The sequence below is a fragment of the Shewanella violacea DSS12 genome, assembly GCF_000091325.1.
Lineage (GTDB): Bacteria > Pseudomonadota > Gammaproteobacteria > Enterobacterales > Shewanellaceae > Shewanella > Shewanella violacea.
In genome coordinates this window covers 3059559-3083158 of the sequence record NC_014012.1, presented here as the reverse complement: position 1 = coordinate 3083158, position 23600 = coordinate 3059559, and the positions used below count along the sequence as shown (strand labels likewise).

17 protein-coding genes are annotated in these 23600 nt (G+C 46.7%); 15 read left to right on the top strand and 2 right to left on the bottom strand.

Annotated elements, in window-relative coordinates:
* Nucleotides 1-42 precede the first annotated feature (42 nt).
* Entirely contained in the window at nt 43-2124 is a 2082-nt protein-coding gene (locus SVI_RS12835; protein WP_041419929.1) for a DmsC/YnfH family molybdoenzyme membrane anchor subunit, read from the top strand.
* A gap of 22 nt (nt 2125-2146) precedes the next feature.
* Entirely contained in the window at nt 2147-2659 is a 513-nt protein-coding gene (locus SVI_RS12830; RefSeq protein ID WP_013051982.1) for a hypothetical protein, read from the top strand.
* Between the two features lie 315 nt (nt 2660-2974).
* On the opposite strand, the gene bioA is transcribed toward SVI_RS12830, so the two are convergent.
* Entirely contained in the window at nt 2975-4375 is a 1401-nt protein-coding gene (gene bioA, locus SVI_RS12825; RefSeq protein WP_013051981.1) for an adenosylmethionine--8-amino-7-oxononanoate transaminase, read from the bottom strand.
* A 110-nt stretch (nt 4376-4485) separates the two neighbouring features.
* On the opposite strand from bioA, the gene bioB reads away from it, so the two are divergent.
* The 4 genes from bioB (at nt 4486) to bioD (ending at nt 8455) form a co-directional block, all read left to right on the top strand.
* Nucleotides 4486-5550: a biotin synthase BioB gene (gene bioB, locus SVI_RS12820; protein ID WP_013051980.1), complete on the top strand. Its 1065-nt coding sequence runs from the start codon at nt 4486-4488 to the stop codon at nt 5548-5550.
* 43 nt (nt 5551-5593) lie between these two features.
* The gene (locus SVI_RS12815) at nt 5594-6883 is read left to right on the top strand and encodes an 8-amino-7-oxononanoate synthase (protein ID WP_013051979.1); all 1290 of its coding nucleotides are present in this window, start codon (nt 5594-5596) and stop codon (nt 6881-6883) included.
* 76 nt (nt 6884-6959) lie between these two features.
* Nucleotides 6960-7754, top strand: a complete 795-nt coding sequence (locus tag SVI_RS12810) for a methyltransferase domain-containing protein (RefSeq protein ID WP_013051978.1) — start codon at nt 6960-6962, stop codon at nt 7752-7754.
* Nucleotides 7751-8455, top strand: coding sequence for a dethiobiotin synthase (bioD, locus tag SVI_RS12805; protein ID WP_013051977.1), 705 nt, complete (start codon nt 7751-7753; stop codon nt 8453-8455). Before SVI_RS12810 ends, bioD begins: the two co-directional genes overlap by 4 nt.
* A gap of 156 nt (nt 8456-8611) precedes the next feature.
* On the opposite strand, the gene SVI_RS12800 is transcribed toward bioD, so the two are convergent.
* The gene (locus SVI_RS12800) at nt 8612-9652 is read right to left on the bottom strand and encodes a tripartite tricarboxylate transporter substrate-binding protein (protein WP_013051976.1); all 1041 of its coding nucleotides are present in this window, start codon (nt 9650-9652) and stop codon (nt 8612-8614) included.
* A 365-nt stretch (nt 9653-10017) separates the two neighbouring features.
* Here SVI_RS12800 and htpX point away from each other — a divergent pair, with 365 nt between their 5' ends.
* From htpX to SVI_RS12755, 9 genes are all read left to right on the top strand, one after another.
* A complete protein-coding gene (gene htpX / locus SVI_RS12795) occupies nt 10018-10878 on the top strand; it encodes a protease HtpX (RefSeq protein WP_013051975.1) in 861 nt (286 codons plus the stop codon).
* 571 nt (nt 10879-11449) lie between these two features.
* Nucleotides 11450-12280, top strand: coding sequence for a uroporphyrinogen-III C-methyltransferase (gene cobA, locus SVI_RS12790; RefSeq protein ID WP_013051973.1), 831 nt, complete (start codon nt 11450-11452; stop codon nt 12278-12280).
* 336 nt (nt 12281-12616) lie between these two features.
* Nucleotides 12617-13810 carry a glycosyl transferase gene (locus SVI_RS20750; RefSeq protein ID WP_013051972.1) on the top strand — a complete coding sequence of 398 codons (1194 nt, stop codon included), beginning with the start codon at nt 12617-12619 and terminating at the stop codon, nt 13808-13810.
* The gene (locus SVI_RS12780) at nt 13807-14448 is read left to right on the top strand and encodes an ANTAR domain-containing response regulator (protein WP_013051971.1); all 642 of its coding nucleotides are present in this window, start codon (nt 13807-13809) and stop codon (nt 14446-14448) included. The genes SVI_RS20750 and SVI_RS12780 overlap by 4 nt, the downstream gene beginning before the upstream one ends.
* A gap of 321 nt (nt 14449-14769) precedes the next feature.
* Nucleotides 14770-17394: a nitrite reductase large subunit NirB gene (gene nirB, locus SVI_RS12775; protein ID WP_041419927.1), complete on the top strand. Its 2625-nt coding sequence runs from the start codon at nt 14770-14772 to the stop codon at nt 17392-17394.
* Nucleotides 17395-17421: 27 nt separating this feature from the next.
* A complete protein-coding gene (nirD, locus tag SVI_RS12770) occupies nt 17422-17775 on the top strand; it encodes a nitrite reductase small subunit NirD (RefSeq protein ID WP_013051969.1) in 354 nt (117 codons plus the stop codon).
* Between the two features lie 10 nt (nt 17776-17785).
* Nucleotides 17786-19252: a NarK family nitrate/nitrite MFS transporter gene (locus SVI_RS12765; protein WP_013051968.1), complete on the top strand. Its 1467-nt coding sequence runs from the start codon at nt 17786-17788 to the stop codon at nt 19250-19252.
* Between the two features lie 33 nt (nt 19253-19285).
* Entirely contained in the window at nt 19286-21175 is a 1890-nt protein-coding gene (locus SVI_RS12760) for a bifunctional protein-serine/threonine kinase/phosphatase (RefSeq protein ID WP_231847722.1), read from the top strand.
* 481 nt (nt 21176-21656) lie between these two features.
* Nucleotides 21657-23186 carry a beta strand repeat-containing protein gene (locus tag SVI_RS12755; protein ID WP_013051966.1) on the top strand — a complete coding sequence of 510 codons (1530 nt, stop codon included), beginning with the start codon at nt 21657-21659 and terminating at the stop codon, nt 23184-23186.
* Nucleotides 23187-23600: the final 414 nt, after the last annotated feature.

Here is a 23600-nt window from a genome sequence, read left to right as displayed (position 1 = left end):
TTGCGAATTTGAAGCCTGAGGTTCAAGGCTGGGGACGAGATAATGACATCACAGATAACTCAAGGTAGCAGATTGCACAGTGGCAGTGACAGTGACAAGGCTGGGGTAGGGCTATTTACCCCAGAGACCGGCTCAAGCATAAAGGTGACCAAAGCGAACGTTTTACCTAAGAGAGGCGAAGAGCAGCTGGGGCGCTCGGATCATTGGGAAGTACGCACCGAGGAACAGGCCTACGCCTATCTGCCTAAGACAGATAGCGAGATAGAGAACCGCTACGGCAAGCGTATCGACTTGGTGGAGTTGACCGATAATCCTGTGGGCCGCTCCATGTTTATCAACGACAATCCGGCAGTGGGCACGAATCCAGATCGTAACAAGCAGCATGGTTTCTTCTTTACCGCAGATAACTGTATCGGTTGTCATGCCTGCGAGTCGGCCTGCGCCGAGAAGAACGACACCCCGGCTCATCTGGCATTTCGCTCGGTTGGCTATGTGGAGGGGGGCTCATATCCGGATTATAAGCGGATGAACATCTCCATGGCCTGTAACCACTGTGACGATCCCGTCTGTCTCAAGGGCTGTCCGACCCGAGCTTATACTAAACATGCTGAATATGGCGCCGTGTTGCAGGACCCTGAAACCTGTTTCGGCTGTGGCTACTGCACCTGGGTTTGTCCCTACAATGCGCCTCAGTTGGATCCAGTTAAGGGAAGAGTGTCTAAGTGCAACATGTGTGTCGATAGGTTAGAAGTGGGCCTCAAGCCTGCGTGCGTCTCAGCCTGTGTGGGTAATGCACTGGATTTTGGTGTGATCGAGAATACGCCGGAGAGCCGTGAGCAATGTAAGACCAGCATTCCTGGCTTCCCATCACCGGAAATCACCCGGCCCAACATACGTTTCCAGCAGACCAAGTCTATGCCGGAGGAGATGACGCGAACCGACTCCATGCCGGTTAAATACCACAAGGGTGAAGATGGCCAATATAAGCCTGTGATAGATCAAAAAGTGGGCAAGAAGCAACACTGGAACCTGGCCAAACTCAACAGTCGGGAGAATCCCTTGGTGCTGTTCACCCTGTTTGCTCAGGCTGCCTTGGGTACCTTTATGGTCCCCTTCTTTGCGGCCTTGGCTGGGGTCGAACTGTTTGAGCTATTTATGGCCTCAGACATGATGTTAGTGCTGGTGGTCACATCGCTATCGATGACCTCTTTTGGCCTGTTTATGAGTGTTACTCATCTGGGTAAACCTTTTCGTTTCTATCGTGGGTTTAACAACTTGCGTTATTCACCCATGAGCCGTGAAGGATTAGGCCTGGCCTTGTTCAGCGCCGGACTCGGTCTGATGGCTGTGAGTCTGCTAGCCACGAATACCTGGATTAATGAACTCTTGGTATCTGGTTTTGACATCGAACTATCAGTGCTTACTAATGCCTTGCCCTTGGTTAACCTAACGCTGGGGGCGGGCGTTTTTGCCGCTATCGCTGGCGCCGCGGGTCTGTATTACATGAACCAGTGTTATCAGATCAAGGCGCGTCCGTTCTGGAATCATTGGCAGACACTGACCAGCTTTGTGGGTAACAGCGTGTCCTTGGGAGCCATGGTGAGCGGCGTGATGGTATTGAGCACACTCGCCGTGTTGTCACTACCACTCTTACCCGCCTTACAGCTACTGGGAGGTGTGTGGCTATTCGGTGTGGTGCTCGAAGCCATAGGTTTGATAGGTCACAACCGGGATCTCAATGCCAGTGAGAATGAGGGCGGCGCGGCGCACTATATTCAGTGCACTACCTTTGGCAAGACTTACAAGCTACGTAACCTGATGTTAACCTTGAATATCTTTGCCAGCCTGACATTACTGGCCCTGGGAGAACTTGGCTTGTTCAACACCCAAGGGCTAGCCTCAGAGTCAGTAGGCGTTAACCTGTGGGCATTTGTTGCCTGGTCAGTTATCGCCCTGATTAATTGTATCAGTGCCGTCATAGGTCGGGCTCTGTTTTATAATCTGGTGATCCCCACTACTATGCCCGGCGCCTTCTTCTGGAAGAACAAGGGATTCGAGCAACATGCCAGAGACATAGGTTTGGCGGATAATCCGGCCTGTGGTGTGGCGCCGCTAGCCCATTAAGCTAGATAACAAGTGTTGGGAGTTGCGCAGTAACAAGAGCCAGAACAATAAAGACAAGCATGATAAGAATAATAAGCACAAACGAGATGAGGTGAGTATGCTGACATTGGAAACGACCATAGAGAAGACCTGCTTGATTGGACTGACTTACTTTTCCGCCGAAGGGGAGATGCTCAAGCAGTCTCTATTAGCGGGAAAGGTAAGCTCCTGCGATGCAGAAAAAGGCATAGGCATAGCCCTGTTCGAAAAGGAGAGTTCGAGTCAAGGAAGTAAGCAGTTCCTCATCCCCACAGATTTGTCATGTTGGTTTACTGCTCCCAAGGGAAAGTTTCACACCAGTGTTGATGGAGTCACTGTGACCGACCCAAACTACCTGATCACCTGGGATATTTATCAGACCCGATCTTATAAGCAAGAACCTGCAGAGGGAGAGGCTTATAAGCCTGTATCGGACAAGCAGTCAGACCAACAAGGTGACGAGCAGATGCAGTGGTGGGAATGGAAACCCAGAACGGAGCAACCTAAGGTAGGCTAACGGCAGGCTAGCCTGTACCTAGCTAGCAAACTTATATAGGTGAGCTTAGGTCTAGTGTTATCTTGTTTTCTAAGTTTAAGTCTAATGTTAGAGCAGATACAGAAGCACAATTAAGCACTTAGGTGCAGGCAATAAAGCCTGCACCTAAGTGCTTAATTGAGTATTTATATTTTTATCTCTGTTGAATTTTTTAGACCTACGGATTTAATCATCAAACCAATCACCACTAATATTAGATGGCCCTATATCATCTAAGGTATCCACAGTGGTGCTATTACAGGCCACAAAAAACATATTGGTGTCTAAGATGAATCTTTAGCCATGGCTGATAAAACCGCTCACTTCAACGCTTTCCACCAGCTTGCTGGCGACGATTTTCATTGCCGAGGTCAGTTTAGTCAGCTGCTCGGGTGTGATCACGTAGGGGGGCATGATGTAGATAAGGTTGGAGAAGGGGCGGATCCACACGCCAAGGTCGACAAACTCTTGCTGTAGCTGAGCTGTATTGACAGTCGATTTCATCTCAATCACCCCGATGGCGCCCAGTACTCGCACATCTTTTACCTGGGGATAATCGATAGCTTCTGCCAGTTCAGTACTTAATTGAGCTTCTATACTGGCGATTTGTCCTTGCCATTCACCATTTGCAAGCAGATCTAAGCTGGCACAGGCGGCCGAGCAAGCTAATGGGTTACCCATAAAGGTAGGACCATGCATAAAGACGCCGGCAGGGGAGTCGCTGATCCCTTGTGCGACTTCATCACTGCACATAGTAACAGCCAGTGATATATAGCCGCCGGTGAGCGCCTTGCCTAAACATAAGATATCGGCCTCAACGGTTTGTCCATTAGATGCGGCATGCTCATAGGCGAACATCTTGCCGGTGCGGCCAAAGCCCGTGGCTATCTCATCGAGTATCAGTAGCACCTTAAATTCATCACAAAGTTGACGCAGGCCGAGTAGATAATCCGGGTGGTAGAAGCGCATACCGCCAGCGCCTTGCAGTATAGGCTCTATGATCACGGCGGCAATTTCACCTTGCATGGCCTCAAGTTTGGCTCGCATCTCGCCCAGTTCGCTGGGATTAAAACAGGCACCAAAACATGCCTGTGGTGCGCTGACAAATTCGTGTTGGGTGACTGAGTCACCGAACATGGTGTGCATGCCGCCTTCGGGATCACATATGCTCATGGCGGCGAAGGTATCGCCGTGATAGCCGCATTTTACCGTGAGGATGCGCTGTTTGTTAGGCTGATTTCTGCCTTGCCAATATTGCAGTGCCATCTTAAGCGCCACTTCGACGGCAATAGAGCCTGAGTCTGCCAGAAACACCTTAGTCAGGTTATCACTGGTCATGGCGACCAATTTTTTCGAGAGTTCGATGGCAGGTTGATGAGTGATACCGCCAAACATCACATGGCTGAGTTTTCCAAGTTGACTCTGCATAGCATCGACGATTGCCGGATGGCTGTACCCATGAACACAGGCCCACCAGGAGCTGGTGCCATCGATAAGCTGGCGACCATCATCTAAGGTGAGTAGGCACTCTTTTGCCGATACCACACCGAATGCAGGCAGGGCATTGTTCATTGAGGTATAGGGATGCCAGATATGCTGTTTATCAAATTCAAAATCTATGCTGGAGCTTGAAGGCTCTGCTGTTGAAAGAGTCGCTGTTGAGATACTAGGACTGATATTGGAATTGTTTTTGTTCATATATTAACCGTTAGTAAACCTATTTGACTGGTTGGCGTTGACAGATTAAGACCTGCAGGTATCCTAGGCAAGATAAAAACAAATTATATTGAGCAAAAAGGGTAAGTTAAATGTCGGATATACAGCTGCGCTATGATTGGCAACGTGATGAAATAACAGAACTTTTTGATTTGCCTATGAATGACCTCCTGTTTAAGGCCCATTCATTACATCGTCAGGTATTCGATCCAAACGAAGTGCAGATCAGCCGATTATTGTCGATTAAAACCGGCGCTTGTCCCGAAGATTGCAAATATTGCCCCCAGAGTGCCCGCTACGACACGGGTCTGGAGAAAGAGCGATTAATCGAAATTGATAAGGTATTGACTGAGGCTCGTAGCGCTAAAGCCGCTGGAGCTTCGCGCTTCTGTATGGGCGCCGCCTGGCGTAATCCACACCCAAGAGACATGCCTTATTTAAAAGATATGGTCAGCGAAGTCAAAGATATGGGTATGGAGACCTGCATGACCTTAGGCATGCTTTCTCCTGAGCAAGCCGGAGAGCTGGCTGAGGCGGGACTGGACTACTATAACCATAACTTAGACACCTCTCCCGAGTACTATGGCGATATCATCACCACACGAACCTATCAGGACAGACTCGATACCTTGTCTAATGTTCGCGCCGCTGGCATGAAGGTTTGCTCTGGTGGCATCGTTGGTATGGGCGAACAGGCGAGTGATCGTGCCGGTTTATTACAGCAATTGGCGAACATGGAGCAGCATCCCGATTCTGTGCCTATTAATATGTTGGTCAAGGTCGCTGGTACTCCGTTCGAGAATATCGATGACCTCGACCCCTTAGTATTTGTGCGTACGATTGCAGTGGCACGGATTTTAATGCCTTACTCAAGAGTTCGTCTGTCGGCGGGTCGTGAGAAAATGTCTGATGAGATGCAGGCCATGTGTTTCTTCGCTGGAGCTAATTCTATCTTCTATGGTTGTAAGTTATTGACCACTAATAACCCAGAAGAGAATGATGATATGACACTGTTTAAACGCCTGGGTCTACATCCGGAGCAAGGTAAATATGCCACGGTAGAAGATGATAAGGCCGTGATAGCCAAGGCAACGGCTAAGGCGAACGCCATCATGGATAAACAGAGCTCTGCCTTCTATGATGCTGCAGCCTTGTAAATTAGATGAGAGTTCTAAATCCGCTCGCAAGTGAGCAAGGGCTATGAGTACTTCCTCTTTGCTGGATAAGATAGATAAGACTCAGGCTCAGCTAGCTAGCCAAGGCTTGCTGCGTCGCAGGCATGCTATATCTGCACGCTTATCTCAGGCGCCTAATATTGAAGCAACTAATATCGAAGCAACTAATATTGAAGCAGCTAATATTGAAGCAACTAATATTGAAGCAACTAATATTGAAGCAACTAATATTGAAGTAACTAATATTGAGGCAACTAATATTGAAGCGCCTGGGGCATTATCCTTCACCTTAGAGGGTAAGCATTACCTCAATTTTAGCAGCAACGACTATCTTGGCTTATCTCGTTCACCTAAGCTAATTGATGCCATGTGCCTTGGGGCTAAACGTTACGGTGTAGGCAGTGGTTCCTCACCTTTGGTCACAGGTTATAGTGAGGCGCATCTGGCATTGGAGCAGAGACTCTGCCAGATCACTGGCCACGAGGCGGCTTTATTATTTTGCTCGGGTTTCAGTGCGAATACGGCATTGATGAAGACCCTGTTCGATTCAAGGGATATGGTGATGGCTGATAAGCTGATGCACGCCTCTGTTATCGATGGGCTAAGAGACAGTCAGACTCAGTTAAAGCGTTTCCTACATAATGATATTACCAGCGCCGAGCGCATTATGAACCAGCAAGTGCCCAGCGCCTTGGTCACCGAAAGTATTTTTAGCATGGACGGTGATATCGCACCGCTCTCATCATTGTCTGCCCTTTGTAAGCAGAATAATGTCTGCCTCATTGTCGATGATGCTCACGGTTTTGGGGTGCAGACGCCGCCATTAGTCGATGCCAAGATTGCCGATATACAGGTGGTCACCTTTGGTAAGGCTTTAGGCTGTCAAGGCGCTGCCATCTTAGCCAGTCAGCAGGTGATCGATTTTCTGGTCTCCAATGCCAGAGAATATATCTATTCCACCGCTATTTCGCCGGTGAATGCCTGTGTTGCTTTAGCCGCAGTGGATCTCATTGATACAGACAAGTCTCTGGCTCAAACATTGGCCGATAATATAGGCTATTTTAGGCAGCAATGTGAGCTGGCAGATATCAAGTTGGCCGATTCATACACTGCAATTCAGCCCTTGTTGCTGGGTGATGTTGATACCACCTTACTCGTTGCCGACAAACTTAAGCAGTTAGGACTCTGGGTCGGGGCTATTCGTCCTCCAACAGTGCCTAAAGGCTCTGCGCGACTGCGAATGACTATCACAGCTATGCATACTCGTGATGACATAAATAGATTAGTGGTTGGATTAACCAATAGCTTAGCCTAATTTCAAAAGTGAGAACAGTCGGTATTAAATATGGTGCCGATAGCCTGTAAAAAGTAAAACGAAGGAGCCCGAAGTAGTGAATAAAAGGGTAGCACAAAGCATTAATGATAAAACCGTTGCTCAGCGATTTTCCGCAGCGGCAAAGCATTACCATGAGCACGACAGAGTACAGAAACTCTCCAGCATGCAGATTTTCGACACAATGAACCCAAGCGGAGTTCTGCTGGATATAGGTGCAGGTCCGGGGACTGATTTCAGTCAGTTCTCCTCGGTTAAGCAGGTGATAGCATTAGATATCGCCCAAGGCATGCTCGAGCAGGTTAAGCTAGATTTTCCCACCTACCAGACAGTTTGTGCCAATGCTGAATCCATTCCTCTGCCTGAAAACTCCATTGACAGCGCCTATTCTAATCTAGCCCTGCAGTGGTGCGGCAGCCTTTCCACCAGTTTCAATGAGACGGCTCGGGTGCTAAAAGCCGAGGGTGAGTATCATTTGGCGCTAGTTGCCCAAGATAGCTTACCTGAGCTTACAGAATTAGGCTTTAGGGTGAATGCATTTAGGTCCATGGAGGAGATTCTAAGTCACTTCGATAGAGACAAGTGGCAGATAATCTCGTTTGAGACGAGGGCTATTAGCGTCTACTTTGCCGATTTGAAATCCTTACTCTATTCCATTAAAGGCGTCGGTGCCTCTATTCATGGCAATGGCGATGATAATGACAGCGCTAAGGACAAGCCAAGCCAAGGGATCCGTGGTCGAGGCGATTGGACAAAGTTATTGGCTGCTGCCGAGCTTAGTCGCACAGCCCAAGGACTTCCTCTGACTTACCAGATAGCCCTTATTTCAGCAAAAAGGTTGAGTAACCAATGAAGTACTTCGTCACAGGAACAGACACAGATAGTGGTAAGACCTTAGTCACTTCGGCGCTCTTGTATAAAATGAGCCAAAACCAAGCTTATGAGCGTACCTTAGGGCTTAAACCTGTCGCCTCAGGTTGTGAGCAGACAGAAATAGGCTTGAGAAACAGTGATGCCTTAGCACTCATAGAAGAGTCCAGCATTAAGTTGGATTATGATCTGGTTAATCCTATCTCTTTCTTGCCTGGCATTGCGCCGCATATTGCAGCGTCACAGGTTGGAGTGGACATCAGTCCAGGGGCATTACTGGCCAAAATACAACTAAGTCTAGCGGCAGCTGAGCTGAATCATAATGATGTCTGTCTTATCGAAGGGGCGGGGGGCTGGCGTCTGCCTTTAGGGGGAGGCCACTTTCTCTCTGAGCTTGTTCAAGCCTTAGATATGCCAGTGATTTTAGTCGTGGGGGTGAAACTAGGCTGCTTAAATCATGCAGTGCTCACACATGAAGCTATCATAGCCGATGGCTTAACCGTTGCAGGTTGGGTCGCAAATATTGTGGAGCCACAGACCAGCTGCCTGGATGAGAACCTAGCTAGCCTGTTTCAACTCATGCCATCCCCTTGTTTAGGCGTGGTGCCTTATCTCAGTGAGGTTACTGCTAAAGCTGCTGCTGAGCATCTTAGTCTGGCGACTTTGGTTCCATCGACTATTTAAGTTTCTTGGACTGCTTAATCTAAGCTATTTTTGCTTTTGAATAACCCATCTTACGGCGATGATAGGGTTATTGTGAATACTCTTAGTTTCTCTTAGTTTCTCTTAGTTGCTCTTAGTTGCTCTTAGTTGCTCTTAGTTGCTCTTAGTTGCTCTTAGTTATTCTATCTCTAAGTCTGAAAGTGCCTTCTTCATCATAAGTTCTTGCTGGTTGAGGAAATCGATGAGGTCGTCATCCTGTAGAAAAAGCTGTTGCCATTGATGGGTCTTTCTAGCTGTGGCCCACTCCTGGCTGAGATTGAGTTCTGATAATAGCTGTTTGTAGCTTTGAACTTTTTCAGCTGACAGTTGAGAGGAGACAAAGAAGCCTCTCCAGTTAGCAAATTGCACATTCAGTCCTTGCTCTGACAAGGTTTTCACCTTTGGCAGAGTCACTAGCCTCTTCTTGCTGGTGACCCCCAATATGCGGATCTCTTGGTTGCGGTAGGCTTGAGTGACTTCACCTATGCCACTCACCAAAGCTACACCGAGTCCCTGATTCAATTTTTTTATAGCATCACCACCACCATCCGTTGGCACATAACGTAGCTTGCTGATAGGTAAATCACCTGCCTGAGCAATTAACGCTAAGGTGATGTGATCTAGGCTACCAAGTGATGAACCACCTAAAATTGGATTGCGCACCGGGGAGTCGGCTATGGCACTGATGAGGTCATGTATGGTGTGAAATCTGGAGTTCATTGGCACCACGATTGCCTGATATTCGGCTATCAAGGTACCGATAGGAATGATATCCCGAAAGCTATATGGAATCGTGCCGGTCAGGTGGCGCAATATCAGGGGAGTGGATTGGATCATCCAGGTATTTAGATGCTTCTCAGGATGATTGACCAAGGCCATCAGAGCTCGGCCGCCACCGGCACCGATGAAATTGTCGAAATAGACTCTATGTACCAGTCTGGAGGCTAGCAGAGCCTTGCCAGCTTCTCTTGCTGTTGTATCCCAGCCTCCGCCTTCACCGCCTGGAATAAGAAAATGAATAAATTCGACTGGTTGGGCCTGAGTTTCAGCTAGGACGATATTCGATTGCAACAGAGAAAGCAGTGATAAAATTAGGATACACAGTGACAGGAGTCGGGAGATTATTGAGGCATTCCATCTAGGGTTGGAAAATGAAACTTGGCTGAAACATATGACCATTGATGACAACTCCTTACCAACAAATCCGAAACTTGAAACGAATATTAACTCGAGGGGTTCCGTTTAGTATAGGAGATGATGTTGTTATCTTCTCTTTTGTCGAACTTATAAACTATGTTAATAAATATTAATGGGGTTGCAGCACTGCTACTGGGACTAAGACTCAGATTTTAATATTGGCTTAATGTAAGGCTTCTAGACTGCATTGCTTAATTTTTGCGGAGTATTTTTGAGCCAGAATTGTTTTTTATTCACTCAGTCATACATTTTATTACTTTTGTCCCCTTGAATTCTATTCATTTGGACATATTATGTCTTTAGGAACGCAAAATCAGGTACTCGGGTACCCTACAGGAGATTATTCAATGCGTATTTTTTTATTGATTGCGACTAATATGGCAATTTTACTGGTGGCCTCAATAGTGATGTCACTATTGGGTGTTAACACTTCGACCATGGGGGGCTTACTGGTGTTTGCCGCGATCTTCGGCTTCGGCGGCGCCTTCATCAGTTTGGCTATCTCTAAATGGATGGCTAAAAAGACTATGGGTTGTGAAGTTATCACGACCCCAAGAGACGACACTGAGAGGTGGTTAGTCGAGACTGTCGCTCGTCAGGCGGATAAAGCGGGTATTAAGATGCCCGAAGTCGCTATCTATCAATCACCAGAATTCAATGCTTTCGCTACCGGCCCAAGCAAAGACAATGCGCTTGTTGCCGTCAGTAGTGGCCTCCTCTATGGCATGAACAAGGATGAGATAGAGGGTGTACTGGCCCATGAAGTAAGCCATGTGGCAAACGGCGACATGGTGACTCTGACCTTGATTCAAGGTGTGGTGAATACCTTCGTTATCTTCGCTGCACGTGTGGTGGCTGGCATCATCAATAACTTCATTTCCAGTAATGATGAAGAGGGTGAAGGTCTGGGCATGTTCGCCTATATGGGCGTGGTTTTTGTCCTGGATATGCTGTTTGGTATTCTTGCCTCTATGATAGTCGCCTACTTCTCACGTATCCGTGAATTTAAGGCCGATGAAGGCGCCGCTAAGCTGGCAGGCAAAGATAAGATGATTGCTGCACTGGAGCGTTTACGTAATGGCCCAGCAACTGGCGCCATGCCGGCACAGATGTCAGCACTGGGTATCAATGGCAAGAAGTCTATGTCTGAGCTGATGATGAGTCATCCTCCATTAGAGAAGCGTATCGCGGCTCTACGTGCTAGCTAGTCACTAGTTAGTAATCATTACGAACCAAACGGGAGCCTAGGCTCCCGTTTTTGTGTCGGGAACACTTATGAAAATTTTCCAGGGATGGTTAAAAGTTTTCGTTGTGTCGGGAACACTTATGCAGGCTTCCATGGATGGATTAAAGCCTGCTCTATGTCTGGACTTCTTATAATAAAGAGTTATGCACTCACGTATAAAGAAATCCATGGGTCCTTGATGTTCCATGCATCAATTGCACATTCCCCGCTCCTGAGCTAAATGTTATCAGCTAAATGTGCTCTGATACTTCTGATATCTCTCTAGAATTTCCCTCCTGTCTCAATTGTCCTATTTTGGTGCAAATGTTTGCACGTTCGCAGTTCATATCCACTGGGTTTAAGTGAGGTTGGTTTAATAGTTGTTAAATATCAGTATGTTAATTCTTGGCGTGTGGGTTGCAATCAATTTAACTATCGATAAGGAAAGCTAATAAAAAAGTGGGAGCGAAGAGATGAAGAGTGCCGATATTGTTGAATTGAAAGACGTCATACACTCAAGTATTAACGCTAACTCTGACTCTAGGTCGAGCTCAATGCCAGATCTAAAGGGGAATACTGGCTCAGTTAGGGTGGCTATCGTTGGTGCGGGTTGCGGTGATGTTGAGCTACTGACGCTTAAAGCCGCCCGGCTTATCTCCTCTGCGGATGCTTTGATCTATGACAGTTTGGTCAGTGCAGATATTCTTGAGCTTGCATCGAACGAGTGTGAGATGCACTTTGCCGGTAAGAGGTGTGGTATGCCTAGTGCCAAGCAAGATGATATCAACCACTTGCTGGTGGCGTGTGCGAAGCGCGGCCTCAAGGTGGTGCGATTAAAAGGCGGCGATCCCAATGTATTTGGCCGTGGATGTGAAGAGGCCATCTATCTGGCTAAGCATGGTATTGCCAGTCAATTTGTCCCTGGTGTCACTGCGGCATTAGGCTGCGCCGCCAGTGCTGGGATCCCTCTGACTCACAGAGGAGTCGCAAGGTCTGTGACCTTAGTGACAGGAACCGTTATCGATGATTCATCCCGCACAGGTGTAGGCTGGCAGGCTCTGCTAACGGCCCAGTCGACCCTAGTATTTTATATGGGAAAAGAGCAGGCGGCGCATATCGCACATGGTTTGTTAACCGCTGGGGCAAGCATCAAACTGCCTATGGTGTTTATCAGTAGTGGGGCCAGAGTCGAGCAGAAATTAAGTTTTGCGACCTTAGGCACCATGGCCGAAGTGGCCAGTCAGCTTCAAGTGTCGGGTCCTACTCTGATGATAGTGGGTGAAGTGGTTTCTGTGGGACAAGAGCTTGGGGAGCTAATCAATCAAGTCGAGTACAGTAATCATGGTGTGATTTCCAGAGATAAAGAGATGAGTGAATCAGCTTAGGTTCTCAGCAATGAAACCACTCGTTTTATTGTGGTTAAAGAGGATATGTTCATTAATCTCTTTATCTATATGTTTGTTTTAACTTAAAATAATAAGAGGCTGTAGACTCAATGAAGAAAGCCTATCAGGGGTTAATAAAAACATTAGTTTGATTGTGGTGATAAAGGTTATCATTCATTTATGTCTTTGTTTTAAGTTGAAATAATAAGAGGCTGTAGACTCAATGAAGAAAGCCTATCAGGGGTTAATAAAAACATTAGTTTGATTGTGGTGATAAAGGTTGTCATTCATTTATGTCTTTGTTTTAAATTGAAATAATAAGAGGCTGTAGACTCAATGAAGAAAGCCTATCAGGGGTTAATAAAAACATTAGGGCGAGGTGCAAAAGGTTCCCGTTCATTGACGCTCAGTGAGGCGCATTTTCTTATTAGAGGATTCTCTGACGGCATTGGCACTAAGGTGCAGCTCGCTGCGGCGTTAATGTTGATGCGGGTGAGGGGAGAAACCTGTGAGGAAGTTGCCGGAGCAGCTTTAGGAATTAAATCAACCATGAGTGCCCAGTGGTCTAATCTCGATGTGAGCATCGACTGGCCCTGTTATGCCGGAAAACGTGAATTATTGCCCTGGCTATTACTCGCTGCAAAAGTGTTAGCCAGTCAAGGTGAGCGGGTGTTACTCCATGGAGATCCTAAATCACTCAGTCATAGAAATCATATAGCGGCTCATGTTGAGGGACTTAATATTCCTAAGGCGAGCAATCCTGACGAGGCTAAAGCTGCATTAGATGCAGTGGGGATTTGTTATGTCGATGCCGATAGTTTCTCGCCCTTGGTTGCGCAATTTCGCGAGTTACATCAAGAGCTAGGTTTAAGAAGTCTGTTCCAGATTGCCATTCGCTGCACAAATCCTGCCAATGCCCCTATTAGCCTGCGCAGTTATTTTCACCCAGGTTTGGATAAGATGCATGGCAAGGTCGCTAAGCTAATGGCCTGTGCGTGTTTAGATGCTCGCCTGCCGGATGATCCTTATAATGACAACTTGCATCGTAATTTTGATAATCATTTCGATAATAAGTTGGATCACAGTATGGATAGCACGGCTGTAAATCCTGCCGAGCAAGCGTTTGCACTCAAAGGGCGAGTCGGTATTTTTAAAGGGGTTCAGGGAGAAACTGAAATTAATCCTAGGATATCCACCGAGTTGACCATAGCAACAGGGGATACCAGCCAAGTTATCTATCTTCCTACTCGGCTCGAAGGTTTTGTTGGCATGAATACCTTGTCATCAGAGCTTGCACTTTCACCCCAGCAAGCTTGCTTGGTATTGAGTCAGATTTGGCACCATGGTGAGGCCAGTGACACTCGCCATGAGAGTCATTCAGCATTTTCGTCATCAGCATCATCTAAGCTAGGACAAATTGCCGAGGCGAGCGTTATCAGTACATTGTCGGCAATTTACCTACTGCAAGGTAAGTGTCAATCCGTTTCACAAGCTCAATCGTTAGCCATTCAGGCATGGAGGATGAGATGACTATTTATACCTGTTTTAATTCATTTTCTGCCATGGAGTTCAAGGACACTAGGGCTTCCAATAAAGAGCTTATCTCATCATCAAATACGGGTTCGTTATCCTCGACTCCCTCGAGTGGACCAGCAGAAAGCATTGAAAAAACCTTAGCGGCTATTTCTGGGCAAGTGATCTCATTGAGTCTTTTACGAGATATTGAACGAATACATCTTAGGCTTGATGGTGATCTGCTGCTGTATTTTTGCTCAGAATTATCCAATGTGGATCTAGGCGTCTTGTTACGCCTGATGCAATTCTCTCCCATTCCGCTGGTGGTGAATGCCAAGTGTTGGCAGGCTGAGGATCTGACCAGATTACTAGAATGTGGCAGGGTGACATTCGTACCCGGTGAGTTTGATCCCGCTAGACTAGAGCAGGTCATAGAACTGGCAAAACTAAGGTTCAGCCTGGCCAATGAGCAGCAAGAGAAGATCCTCCAATTAGAATCATCATTGGAGGCACAAAAATTACTGGCCAAGGTGAAGGCAAGACTTCAACAAAACGGATTGAGTGAATCTCAAGCCCATAAACTCTTGCAAAAACAGGCGATGGACAGCGGGATCTCTGTTGAGCAGCTGGTTCAACAATTACCCCTAAACTAAATTAAGCTAAGCTTTCATTTATCTACAGTTACCTTTCAACTCTCATCATTTCAATTCCGCCCAAAATGGTGCAGAAGCGCCTTGGTTGTGCGCTCACTCATTTCCCCTTTTACTAGCCAGTTATTTAATTCTTTAATTATCAACACTTTGGCGCTGATAGTTTGTTGGCATAATCACTGCAGTAAGTAATAAAGTAGTAAGCTAGAAGACAATAAGTAAATAAAAATTCGGATCTAATCGGCAATGGCGCCATGTTCTCATTTGAGAGCATGGCGCCTTTTTGTTAGTTCCGCAGGTTAAAAAAGAGATGGGGAGTGTGTTATGGGTTGTGCAAAAACAGATTTGGAGCGTAAGCCTAGGTTACTCGTCGTGGGTAACGGCATGGTTGGCCATCATTTTATAGAGCAGCTTTGCGATCAAGGACTCAATGAACACTTTCAAATAGTGGTATTTGGCAGTGAACAAGTCGCTGCCTATGACAGGGTGCAGCTGTCTAAATATTTCGAGACAGGCAGTGCCGCTAGTTTAATGCTGGCAAATGTCGATATCTACGCCAAACAGGGAGTGACCTTACACTTGGGTAAAGAGGTGACCGGGCTCGATACCGAGAATAAATGCCTGCATACCCAAGATGGCGATTTTTGGTTTTATGACAAACTCGTGTTAGCTACGGGTTCTTACCCTTTTGTGCCACCTATCGAGGGTAAAGACAGGCCCCAGTGCATGGTGTATCGCACCATAGAAGATCTAGAGCAGATACAGCAAGCCGCCGAGAAATCCACATCCGGAGTGGTGATAGGGGGTGGCTTACTGGGATTAGAAGCCGCCAATGCCTTATTGACCTTAGGCTTAGAGACTCATGTTGTTGAGTTTGCATCTCAGTTGATGCCAGTACAGCTCAATGATAAGGCGGGTGACCTTTTGCGTCACAAGATTGAGCACTTGGGTGTATCTGTGCATACCAGCAAGGCGACCACGGCTATTGTCGCCGGTGAGTCGGCGCTGCATCGGATGAATTTCAATGATGATACCTATCTTGAAACTGACATGATTGTCTTCTCTGCCGGTATTCGTCCCCAGGACAGTCTAGCCAGGCAAAGCGGTATAGAAGTGGGCGAGCGTGGCGGCATAGTCATAAATGATTTCTGTTTAACATCAGCCGATGATGTTTACGCCATAGGCGAGTGTGCCCTCTGGCAGCAGAGAATATTCGGGCTGGTGGCGCCGGGTTATCAGATGGCGAGGGCGGCGGTATCTCATATTAACGCTGGTGCTAACAAGGCTGACACATCTTCGAGCTTAGTGAAGTTCGAAGGCGCCGATATGAGCACTAAGCTTAAGTTGCTTGGGGTGGACGTTGCTTCAATCGGTGAGAGCCGTGGGTTTGATAAGGCACAATTTGTCGAGCTTACCGATAATCAAGCCGGTACCTATAAGAAGCTCTGGTTAGATGAATCAGGCCGTTATCTCAAAGGCGCTGTTTTGGTGGGGGATGCCAGCGATTACAATCTGCTGCTGAATCAATACTTGTCCGGTGATGAGCTGGAAGGGCCCGCTGTCGACTTGCTACAGCGCGAAGAAGGCGCCAGTATCGTGATGAAAGATAACGCGATTATCTGTTCCTGTCATCAGGTGACTAAGGCAGACCTAGTCGCGAGCGTTCAGGCTGGATCCCATAGTCTGGCGGAAGTGAAGGCCTGCACTAAAGCAGCGTCAGGTTGTGGTGGTTGTAGCGCCTTGGTTCAGAGTGTGATCACTCAGACCATGGAAGAGCAAGGCTTAGAGACTGAGAAGGGGATCTGTTGTCATTTTGAATACGACAGACAGGAGCTGTTTCATCTTTGTCAGGTTGAGGAGATAGGTGATTTTACCACCCTAATTAAGGCTCATGGTAAGGGGGAAGCTGCCGCTGTGGCTCTAGGTTGTGATATCTGTAAACCTGTTGCCGCCTCGATATTTGCCACCTTAGATAACGAATATGTACTCAAGGTTCAACATGCCAACCTGCAAGACACCAATGATGCCTATCTGGGCAATCTTCAGAAAGATGGTTCTTACTCTGTGGTGCCTCGTATCGCCGGCGGCGAAATTACCCCAGACAAGTTAATCGCCCTGGGCGAGATTGCTAAGCGCCACGATCTCTACACCAAGATCACCGGTGGACAACGCATCGATCTCTTCGGGGCTCAGCTCTCTGAATTGCCCATGATATGGCAAGAATTGATTGAACAGGGATTCGAGACGGGCCATGCCTATGGCAAGTCTTTAAGAACGGTTAAGTCCTGTGTCGGCAGCACTTGGTGCCGCTATGGTGTCCAAGATTCAATCAGTTTAGCCATAGACCTAGAGAATCGCTACAAGGGACTACGTGCGCCACATAAGATCAAATTTGCGGTATCGGGCTGTACCCGAGAATGTGCCGAGGCCCAGAGTAAAGATATCGGTGTGATAGCCAGCGACAAGGGCTGGAACCTGTTCGTGGGTGGCAACGGAGGCATGCGTCCTCGTCATGGGGATCTTTTTGCAACCGACTTATCGACAGCAGATTTGGTGACCTATATCGACCGTATTTTGATCTTCTACGCCAAGACTGCCGCACGCTTGCAACGCACTTCCGTGTGGCTTGAGTCTTTAGAGGGAGGTTTGGATTATCTTAAATCTGTGGTCATAGATGATTGTCTGGGAGTTGCCGCAGAGCTGGAAACTCAGATGGAGAAAGTCGTCTCGACTTATCAGTGTGAGTGGCGAACCAGCCTGGAAAATCCTGAGTTTTTATCTCGATTTAGTGAATTCGTTAACCCTGAAAAAATGCCCCAAGTGAATGTAGATCAGTATCGCTATAGCCGAGGACAACGTTTCCCTGCGGGCTCAGTAGGCACGATTGCCGTGACTAATCTGCCCAGTGATGCATCCCCAAACGTCGAGCTAGTTGAATTATCTAAGTAAGGCCATTGGCTTAAAGGAGTAAGAAGTATGAATTGGGTCAATATTTGTGAAGAAAAAGCCTTGCCTGAATTTGGCGGCGTTGCGGCTTGGTTTGAAGACAGGGCCATCGCCATTTTTAACTTAGGTGAGCTAGGGTTATTTGCTCTGGATAATACCGACCCAGCCACCGGCGTGAGTCTACTGTCCCGTGGGCTTATCTGTGATCTCGAAGGGGATATTTTTGTCGCATCGCCTCTGTATAAACAACATTACAGTTTGCGAGATGGCTCTTGTATCGAAGATGAGTCCTTAAGTGTCGAGGTCTACCAGATCAAGTGCGAAGCCGGCAAGGTGCTCGTGAAAAGCATCCATGACAGTTCTGGTAATAATTCATTAGTATAAGGCGGTTATGATGAGTTCTGATAAATTTAATATTTTCTCCTTCTCGGGGAAAATGAAAATAATGCACCTCAGCTGGATGGCCTTCTTCGTCAGTTTTATGGTTTGGTTTAATGCCGCGCCACTGATGGGGGTCATTGCCCTGAGTCTGGGATTAACCAATGAGCAGATTAAAACACTGCTTATTCTGAATGTGGCATTAACGATCCCCGCGAGGATCATCATAGGCATGGTGACCGATAAATATGGCCCCAGACTGACCTATTCGGCGCTGCTAATCTTGTGTAGCTTTCCCTGTTTCATGTTCGCACTAGGAGAAACCTTCGAGCAGCTAGCCTTGGCGCGCTTCCTACTTGGCTTTATCGGTGCAGGATTTGTTATCGGTATTCGTATGGTGAGCGAATGGTTTCCGGCCAAAGAGCTGGGAACGGCCGAAGGGATCTATGGTGGTTGGGGTAATTTTGGCTCGGCAGCCGCCGCGTTTACCTTGCCCGTTATAGCTATCGCTTTTGGTGGAGATAATGGCTGGAGATATGCAATAGGATTAACGGGTGTGATGAGCTTTGTGTTCGCCTTTATTTATTACTTCAATGTTTCCGATACGCCTAAGGGTTCTACCTACTTTAAGCCCAAGAAGGCGGGCGCCCTGGAAGTGACAAGTAAGGGTGATTTAGCCCTGCTGGTTCTGATGAAATTGCCCATGTATGCCACCTTAGCATTACTCGGCTGGAAGCTATCACCAGCTGGCGTCGGCATGTTCACTCAGATGGAGGTCTATGGTATCTATGGCATCTTGGTTGCTGTGTTAATGGTCGACTTGTATCAAACCTATCAGGTGAACAAGCATATTTTCGCGGGTCCGGTGCCCGAGTTTGAGCGCTATCCCTTTAAGCAAGTTGCGGTATTAAATGTGCTGTATTTCTCGACCTTTGGTTCAGAGCTCGCCGTGGTGTCTATGTTGCCCCTGTATTTTGCCGAAACTTTCGAGCTTGGACTGACTCAGGCCGGCATGTTGGCCTCCACTTATGCCTTTATGAATCTGGTCTCGCGCCCTGGCGGTGGCTGGATAAGTGATCGATTCGGTCGTAAGCCAACCCTGATGATTTTGACCGCAGGCCTGGCTCTGGGTTACCTTGGTATGGCACAGATCACCTCAGATTGGGCGTTACCTTTGGCAGTGATCATGGTGATGACTTGTTCTTTCTTTGTTCAAGGGGGTGAAGGGGCTGTCTTTGCTGCCGTTCCCTTGATTAAGCGCCGATTGACCGGTCAGATTGCCGGCATGACCGGAGCCTATGGCAATGTTGGGGCAGTATTTTTCCTGACGGTCTACTCTATGGTATCTACGCAAATCTTCTTCTATGTTATTGCAGCCAGTGCTGTGCTGGGCCTTGTGAGTCTGCTATTTCTTACTGAGCCTAAGGGACATATCGCCGAAGTGAATGAGGACGGTGAAGTGACCTTAATCAGTGTCAATTAACTAAGCACTAAGCATAAAGAGGGAATGGGTATTATGTCAGCATCGAGCGCAGCGTCATTGAGTAAGAGTCTGGTTGAAGATGATTTAACCTCTAAACCTGAGCCTGTTTTATGTGAGGAGCCGAGCTTAGGTAGGGAGCCTGCTTCAAATGGAGATCTACCTTTGAATGGCGAGCTTGAAATTGGAGCGGGTCAGTGCTCTGCACAAGGTGCTAAATCCACCAATGAAGATGCTATCGGCATTCGTATCCCAGATGGCTTGATGCTGACAACTAAGGGGGCTGTATCGGTAATTTGTGATGGGGTGAGCGCCGCAGAAGCGGCAGAGAAAGCCAGCAGCATAAGCATCAGTAATTTCATCTCTGATTATTATTCGACGCCGGATACCTGGAGCGTCGAGAAATCTAGCTCTCAGGTACTCACTGCACTGAATCGTTGGCTCTATGGTCTAGGCCAGGATTATCGTGAGGCCCAGCGGGGCTATGTATGTACCTTTACCGCCCTTATTTTTAAGTCATGCAGTGCTTATCTGCTCCATGTTGGTGATTCTAGAGCCTATCGATTCAGAGCCGGCAAGCTTGAGCGCCTGAGCCGGGACCATGTGACAGTACTTGGCAAAGACAAGCGCTATCTGGCACGGGCATTAGGTCTAGATGTGAAACTGGACGTGGATTATCGCAAGCTCGAGTTAGTGCGGGGCGATCTCTATCTGCTGACCACAGACGGCATTCATGATGTTATTTGTGATCAAGACTTGGCTGTTAAACTGTCTGAGTTTATGTCTACTTCAAATTATAAATCAGAGTATAAACCAGAGTCAGATGCCGCAATCGATCACGATGAGTTTTGCAGGTTATTGTGCTCTCAGGCAATCGATGCGGGCAGTTTAGATAATGTCAGCTGTCAGCTTCTGTCCATAGACACATTGCCTAAGTTAAATATCGACGACCTCTATCAGAGGCTATCTAAGTTACCGTTTCCGCCTCCATTGTCAGAGGGGATGAAGTTAGACGGTTATCTGATTGAACAGATTTTACACCAGAGTCAGCGCAGTCAGGTATATCTGGCATCCGACGCTGATGGCAACAAGCGTTGCATCAAGACGCCATCGGTTAATTATCTCGATGACGCGGCCTATATAGAACGTTTTATGCTGGAGAGTTGGATAGGCCACAGGATAAATAGCCCGAATGTGGTCAAGTTATTAGACAGGGACCGGGCCAAAAGTGCGCTTTACTATGTTACAGAGCACCTCAACGGCATGTCATTGAGTACCTGGATAACGCGTAATCCTAAGGCTTCGGTGCAGGAGGTCTTGCCGCTGTTAAAACAGATAGAGTCTGGGGTGAGGGCGTTTCATCGTAAGGAAACCATACACCAAGATCTTAAACCCGATAATATTTTACTGACTTATGAGGGCCAGATTAAACTTATCGATTTTGGCTCTTGTCATATCAAGGGAATCGCCGAGATTGCCACCCCACTTCAACGGGATAGTATCTTAGGTACGGCAGACTATTCCGCTCCCGAGAGTGTATTGGGCTATCGGGTAACCAACAAAGCCGACCTATTTTCCATGGCGGTGATCACCTTCGAAATGCTCACCGGCAAGTTGCCCTTTAAAGGAAAATTAGCACAATGTCGCACCAAACAAGATTACCTCAAGCTGGTTTATATCCCGAGCTATGAACTCAATCCTCTTATTCCCTTGTGGATGGACCCACCATTAAAGAAGGCCTTAAGCTTCGACCCCGTTAGTCGCCAGGTTGATACCAGTGAATTGTTATATGAACTTAATCAACCACTGGTGAATTGGGATAAACCTGAAGTGGGGCGCTCATTACTAGAGAGGGATCCCGTGAGGTTCTGGCAAGGTGTCTCAGTATTGTTTGGCTTGAGTACGTTACTCTTATTGCTAAGCTAAAAATCAGAGGCTGTACCGATCTAAGCTTAACTGGTTAAATCAGCTGTAATAAGTAAAAAACAATGACTTAAAATACTTTAGGGTTTTTATATCCGTTCAAACTCAATTCTCAACAACATCCAAATCGACAGATAAACCTCAAAATACCTACATCTAAAGTTGCATCCGTCATAATCCTAAAGTCTATATTTTTCTGTCAAATTGATCCCTTTGGTTAAGTCTTGTTAATACTAGCGGTGGATGTTGTTGTCCAAGTTACTCCTCATAATACTCATCAATTAATCTCGATAACAATTTAACCCAGTCCGTTTTACTGCCTAATGGAGTGAGTTTCATCATCGAGCCAATAATTGATTTCAGTAGGACATGTTTAGAGGCATTTCGGCTCTAAATTAACAACTCGGTATGACCTTGTGAGTTCGCTAATTTGTGATAACGCTTTGTCAGCCTTTAACTAAGCTATAGAAAAGGAAAACAGGGAATGAAACATTCTAAAATTGCGCTATTAGTTTCGGCTGCACTATTTGCATCATTTGGTGCGAACGCTGCGAGTACAGATAACACAGCGACAGTGAATCAAGCGGGTAATACCAACTTAGCCACAGTGACGCAAACAGACGAAAGTGTTGATAATATTGCCACCATAGATCAAGTTGGTAATGGTAATGCGGCTCATGCTACTCAGGCGAGAACCTCAGATACCACGGCGACAATTAGTCAGACTGGTAATGATAACCTAGGTACTGTCGATCAGATGGATGCAACCGAAACATCGACTGCGAGTATCGATACAATAGGTAATGAAAACAAAGCATATATTACTCAACAGCTTAATAATGCAGACTCTGCCTCAGCTGCCATCATTCAGGTTGGAGATGAGAATACGGCGACAATCGTCCAAGATAACGCCGATGGAGCTGTGTCGACGATTACCCAGAATTCGAGTGGTGATACTGCAACGATTAATAATCACTGGTCAGATAATGCCACAGCGACTATCAGTCAGAATACAGGTTCTGATAACCATGGAACGATTTATCAGGAAAGTTCTGATTCTGCAACGGCAAGTCTGACCCAAACTGGCGGCGCTAACACAGGAACGATTAACCAGGAAACTGGGAACTTTTCTCATGACCTAGGTACCGACGATACGCTGGCAACGTTAAGCCAAGATGGCCAAGGAAATGATGCCACTATCAACCAAAATGCAATGCACAATATGGCATCAGTCGAGCAAAATGGTGATGGTAACTTTGCGACAGTGACACAAAATGGTGAGTCAAATGCTTCGACTGTCATGCAAACGGGTACTGGACACTCTGCGGATATAACTCAGAATGATCTGTCAAACCTTGCCAATGTGACACAAACGGGTTCAGGTAATGGGCTAACCTTGACTCAAGAGGGAAGTGATTTTGGTACTGGTAATACGGCTTCTGTGAGTCAAAATGGCGATAATGATACAGCCAGTTTGAGCCAAAATGGTAATTCAAACCAAGTGGTGATTGCTCAAAATACCAGTAGTCATGATAACAATATCTCAGTGACTCAATCTGGTACTTTGAACTATGCCGGCGCCGCGACTGAACTCGGTGGTGGAAGTAGCATTACGATCACGCAGGCTGGTACCAACAACAGTGTGAAGAACAATGCGAATGCTAATAATTATTATGGAGCAGATATAGGTGCTGGTACTTATGGTGCCAATAACACCTTAGTGATAAGCCAATCTGGTAGTGATAATACAGCCTACGCCGATGCATCTCATGATAATTCATCTGTCGATATCGCTCAATCTGGTGAGTTTAACGATGCGACTGTCGAATCATGGTTCGGTAGCGACAATGATCTTTATGTCAGCCAAACTGGCGATCATCACCTTGCTGATGTCTATGTTGTTGGCGGCTCAATGAACGCTGTGAGTGTGACTCAAACAGATTCATATAACACGGCTAACGTCACCAGCTCTGGTTCTAATAACCTTGTAACGGTCACTCAGGGAACTATGTAACTAGATAAATTTATCTTAGTGTTTTAAAGGGGCTTAGGCCCCTTTTTTTTATGGAATATTTCCTAAGGCTAGGTGTCGTTATTGTTTATAGATATGTTACTTATCGCTATTTCAGGAGTAATTCATCAATCCTTAATGTAACAAGCTTAAAAATCCCGCAACAAAAGTAACCCATGCGTTAGCATTGCTTCCTACTCTTTGTTTTTAATGATAAATAATATTTAAAATGAAGCCGCTTGTCTTTTTTTAGGCGTTTAAGAACTAATGCATACTTACTTATGGTTAGTATAAAGGTATTAGTCTGGTGTACATAATAGCTTGTTTTACCGTCAGGCTTCATACTTTTGGATGATGATGTTACCTCCTGTTAACGACATACTAACGTCAATATTTTGACTGGCTTGACAGGATGCA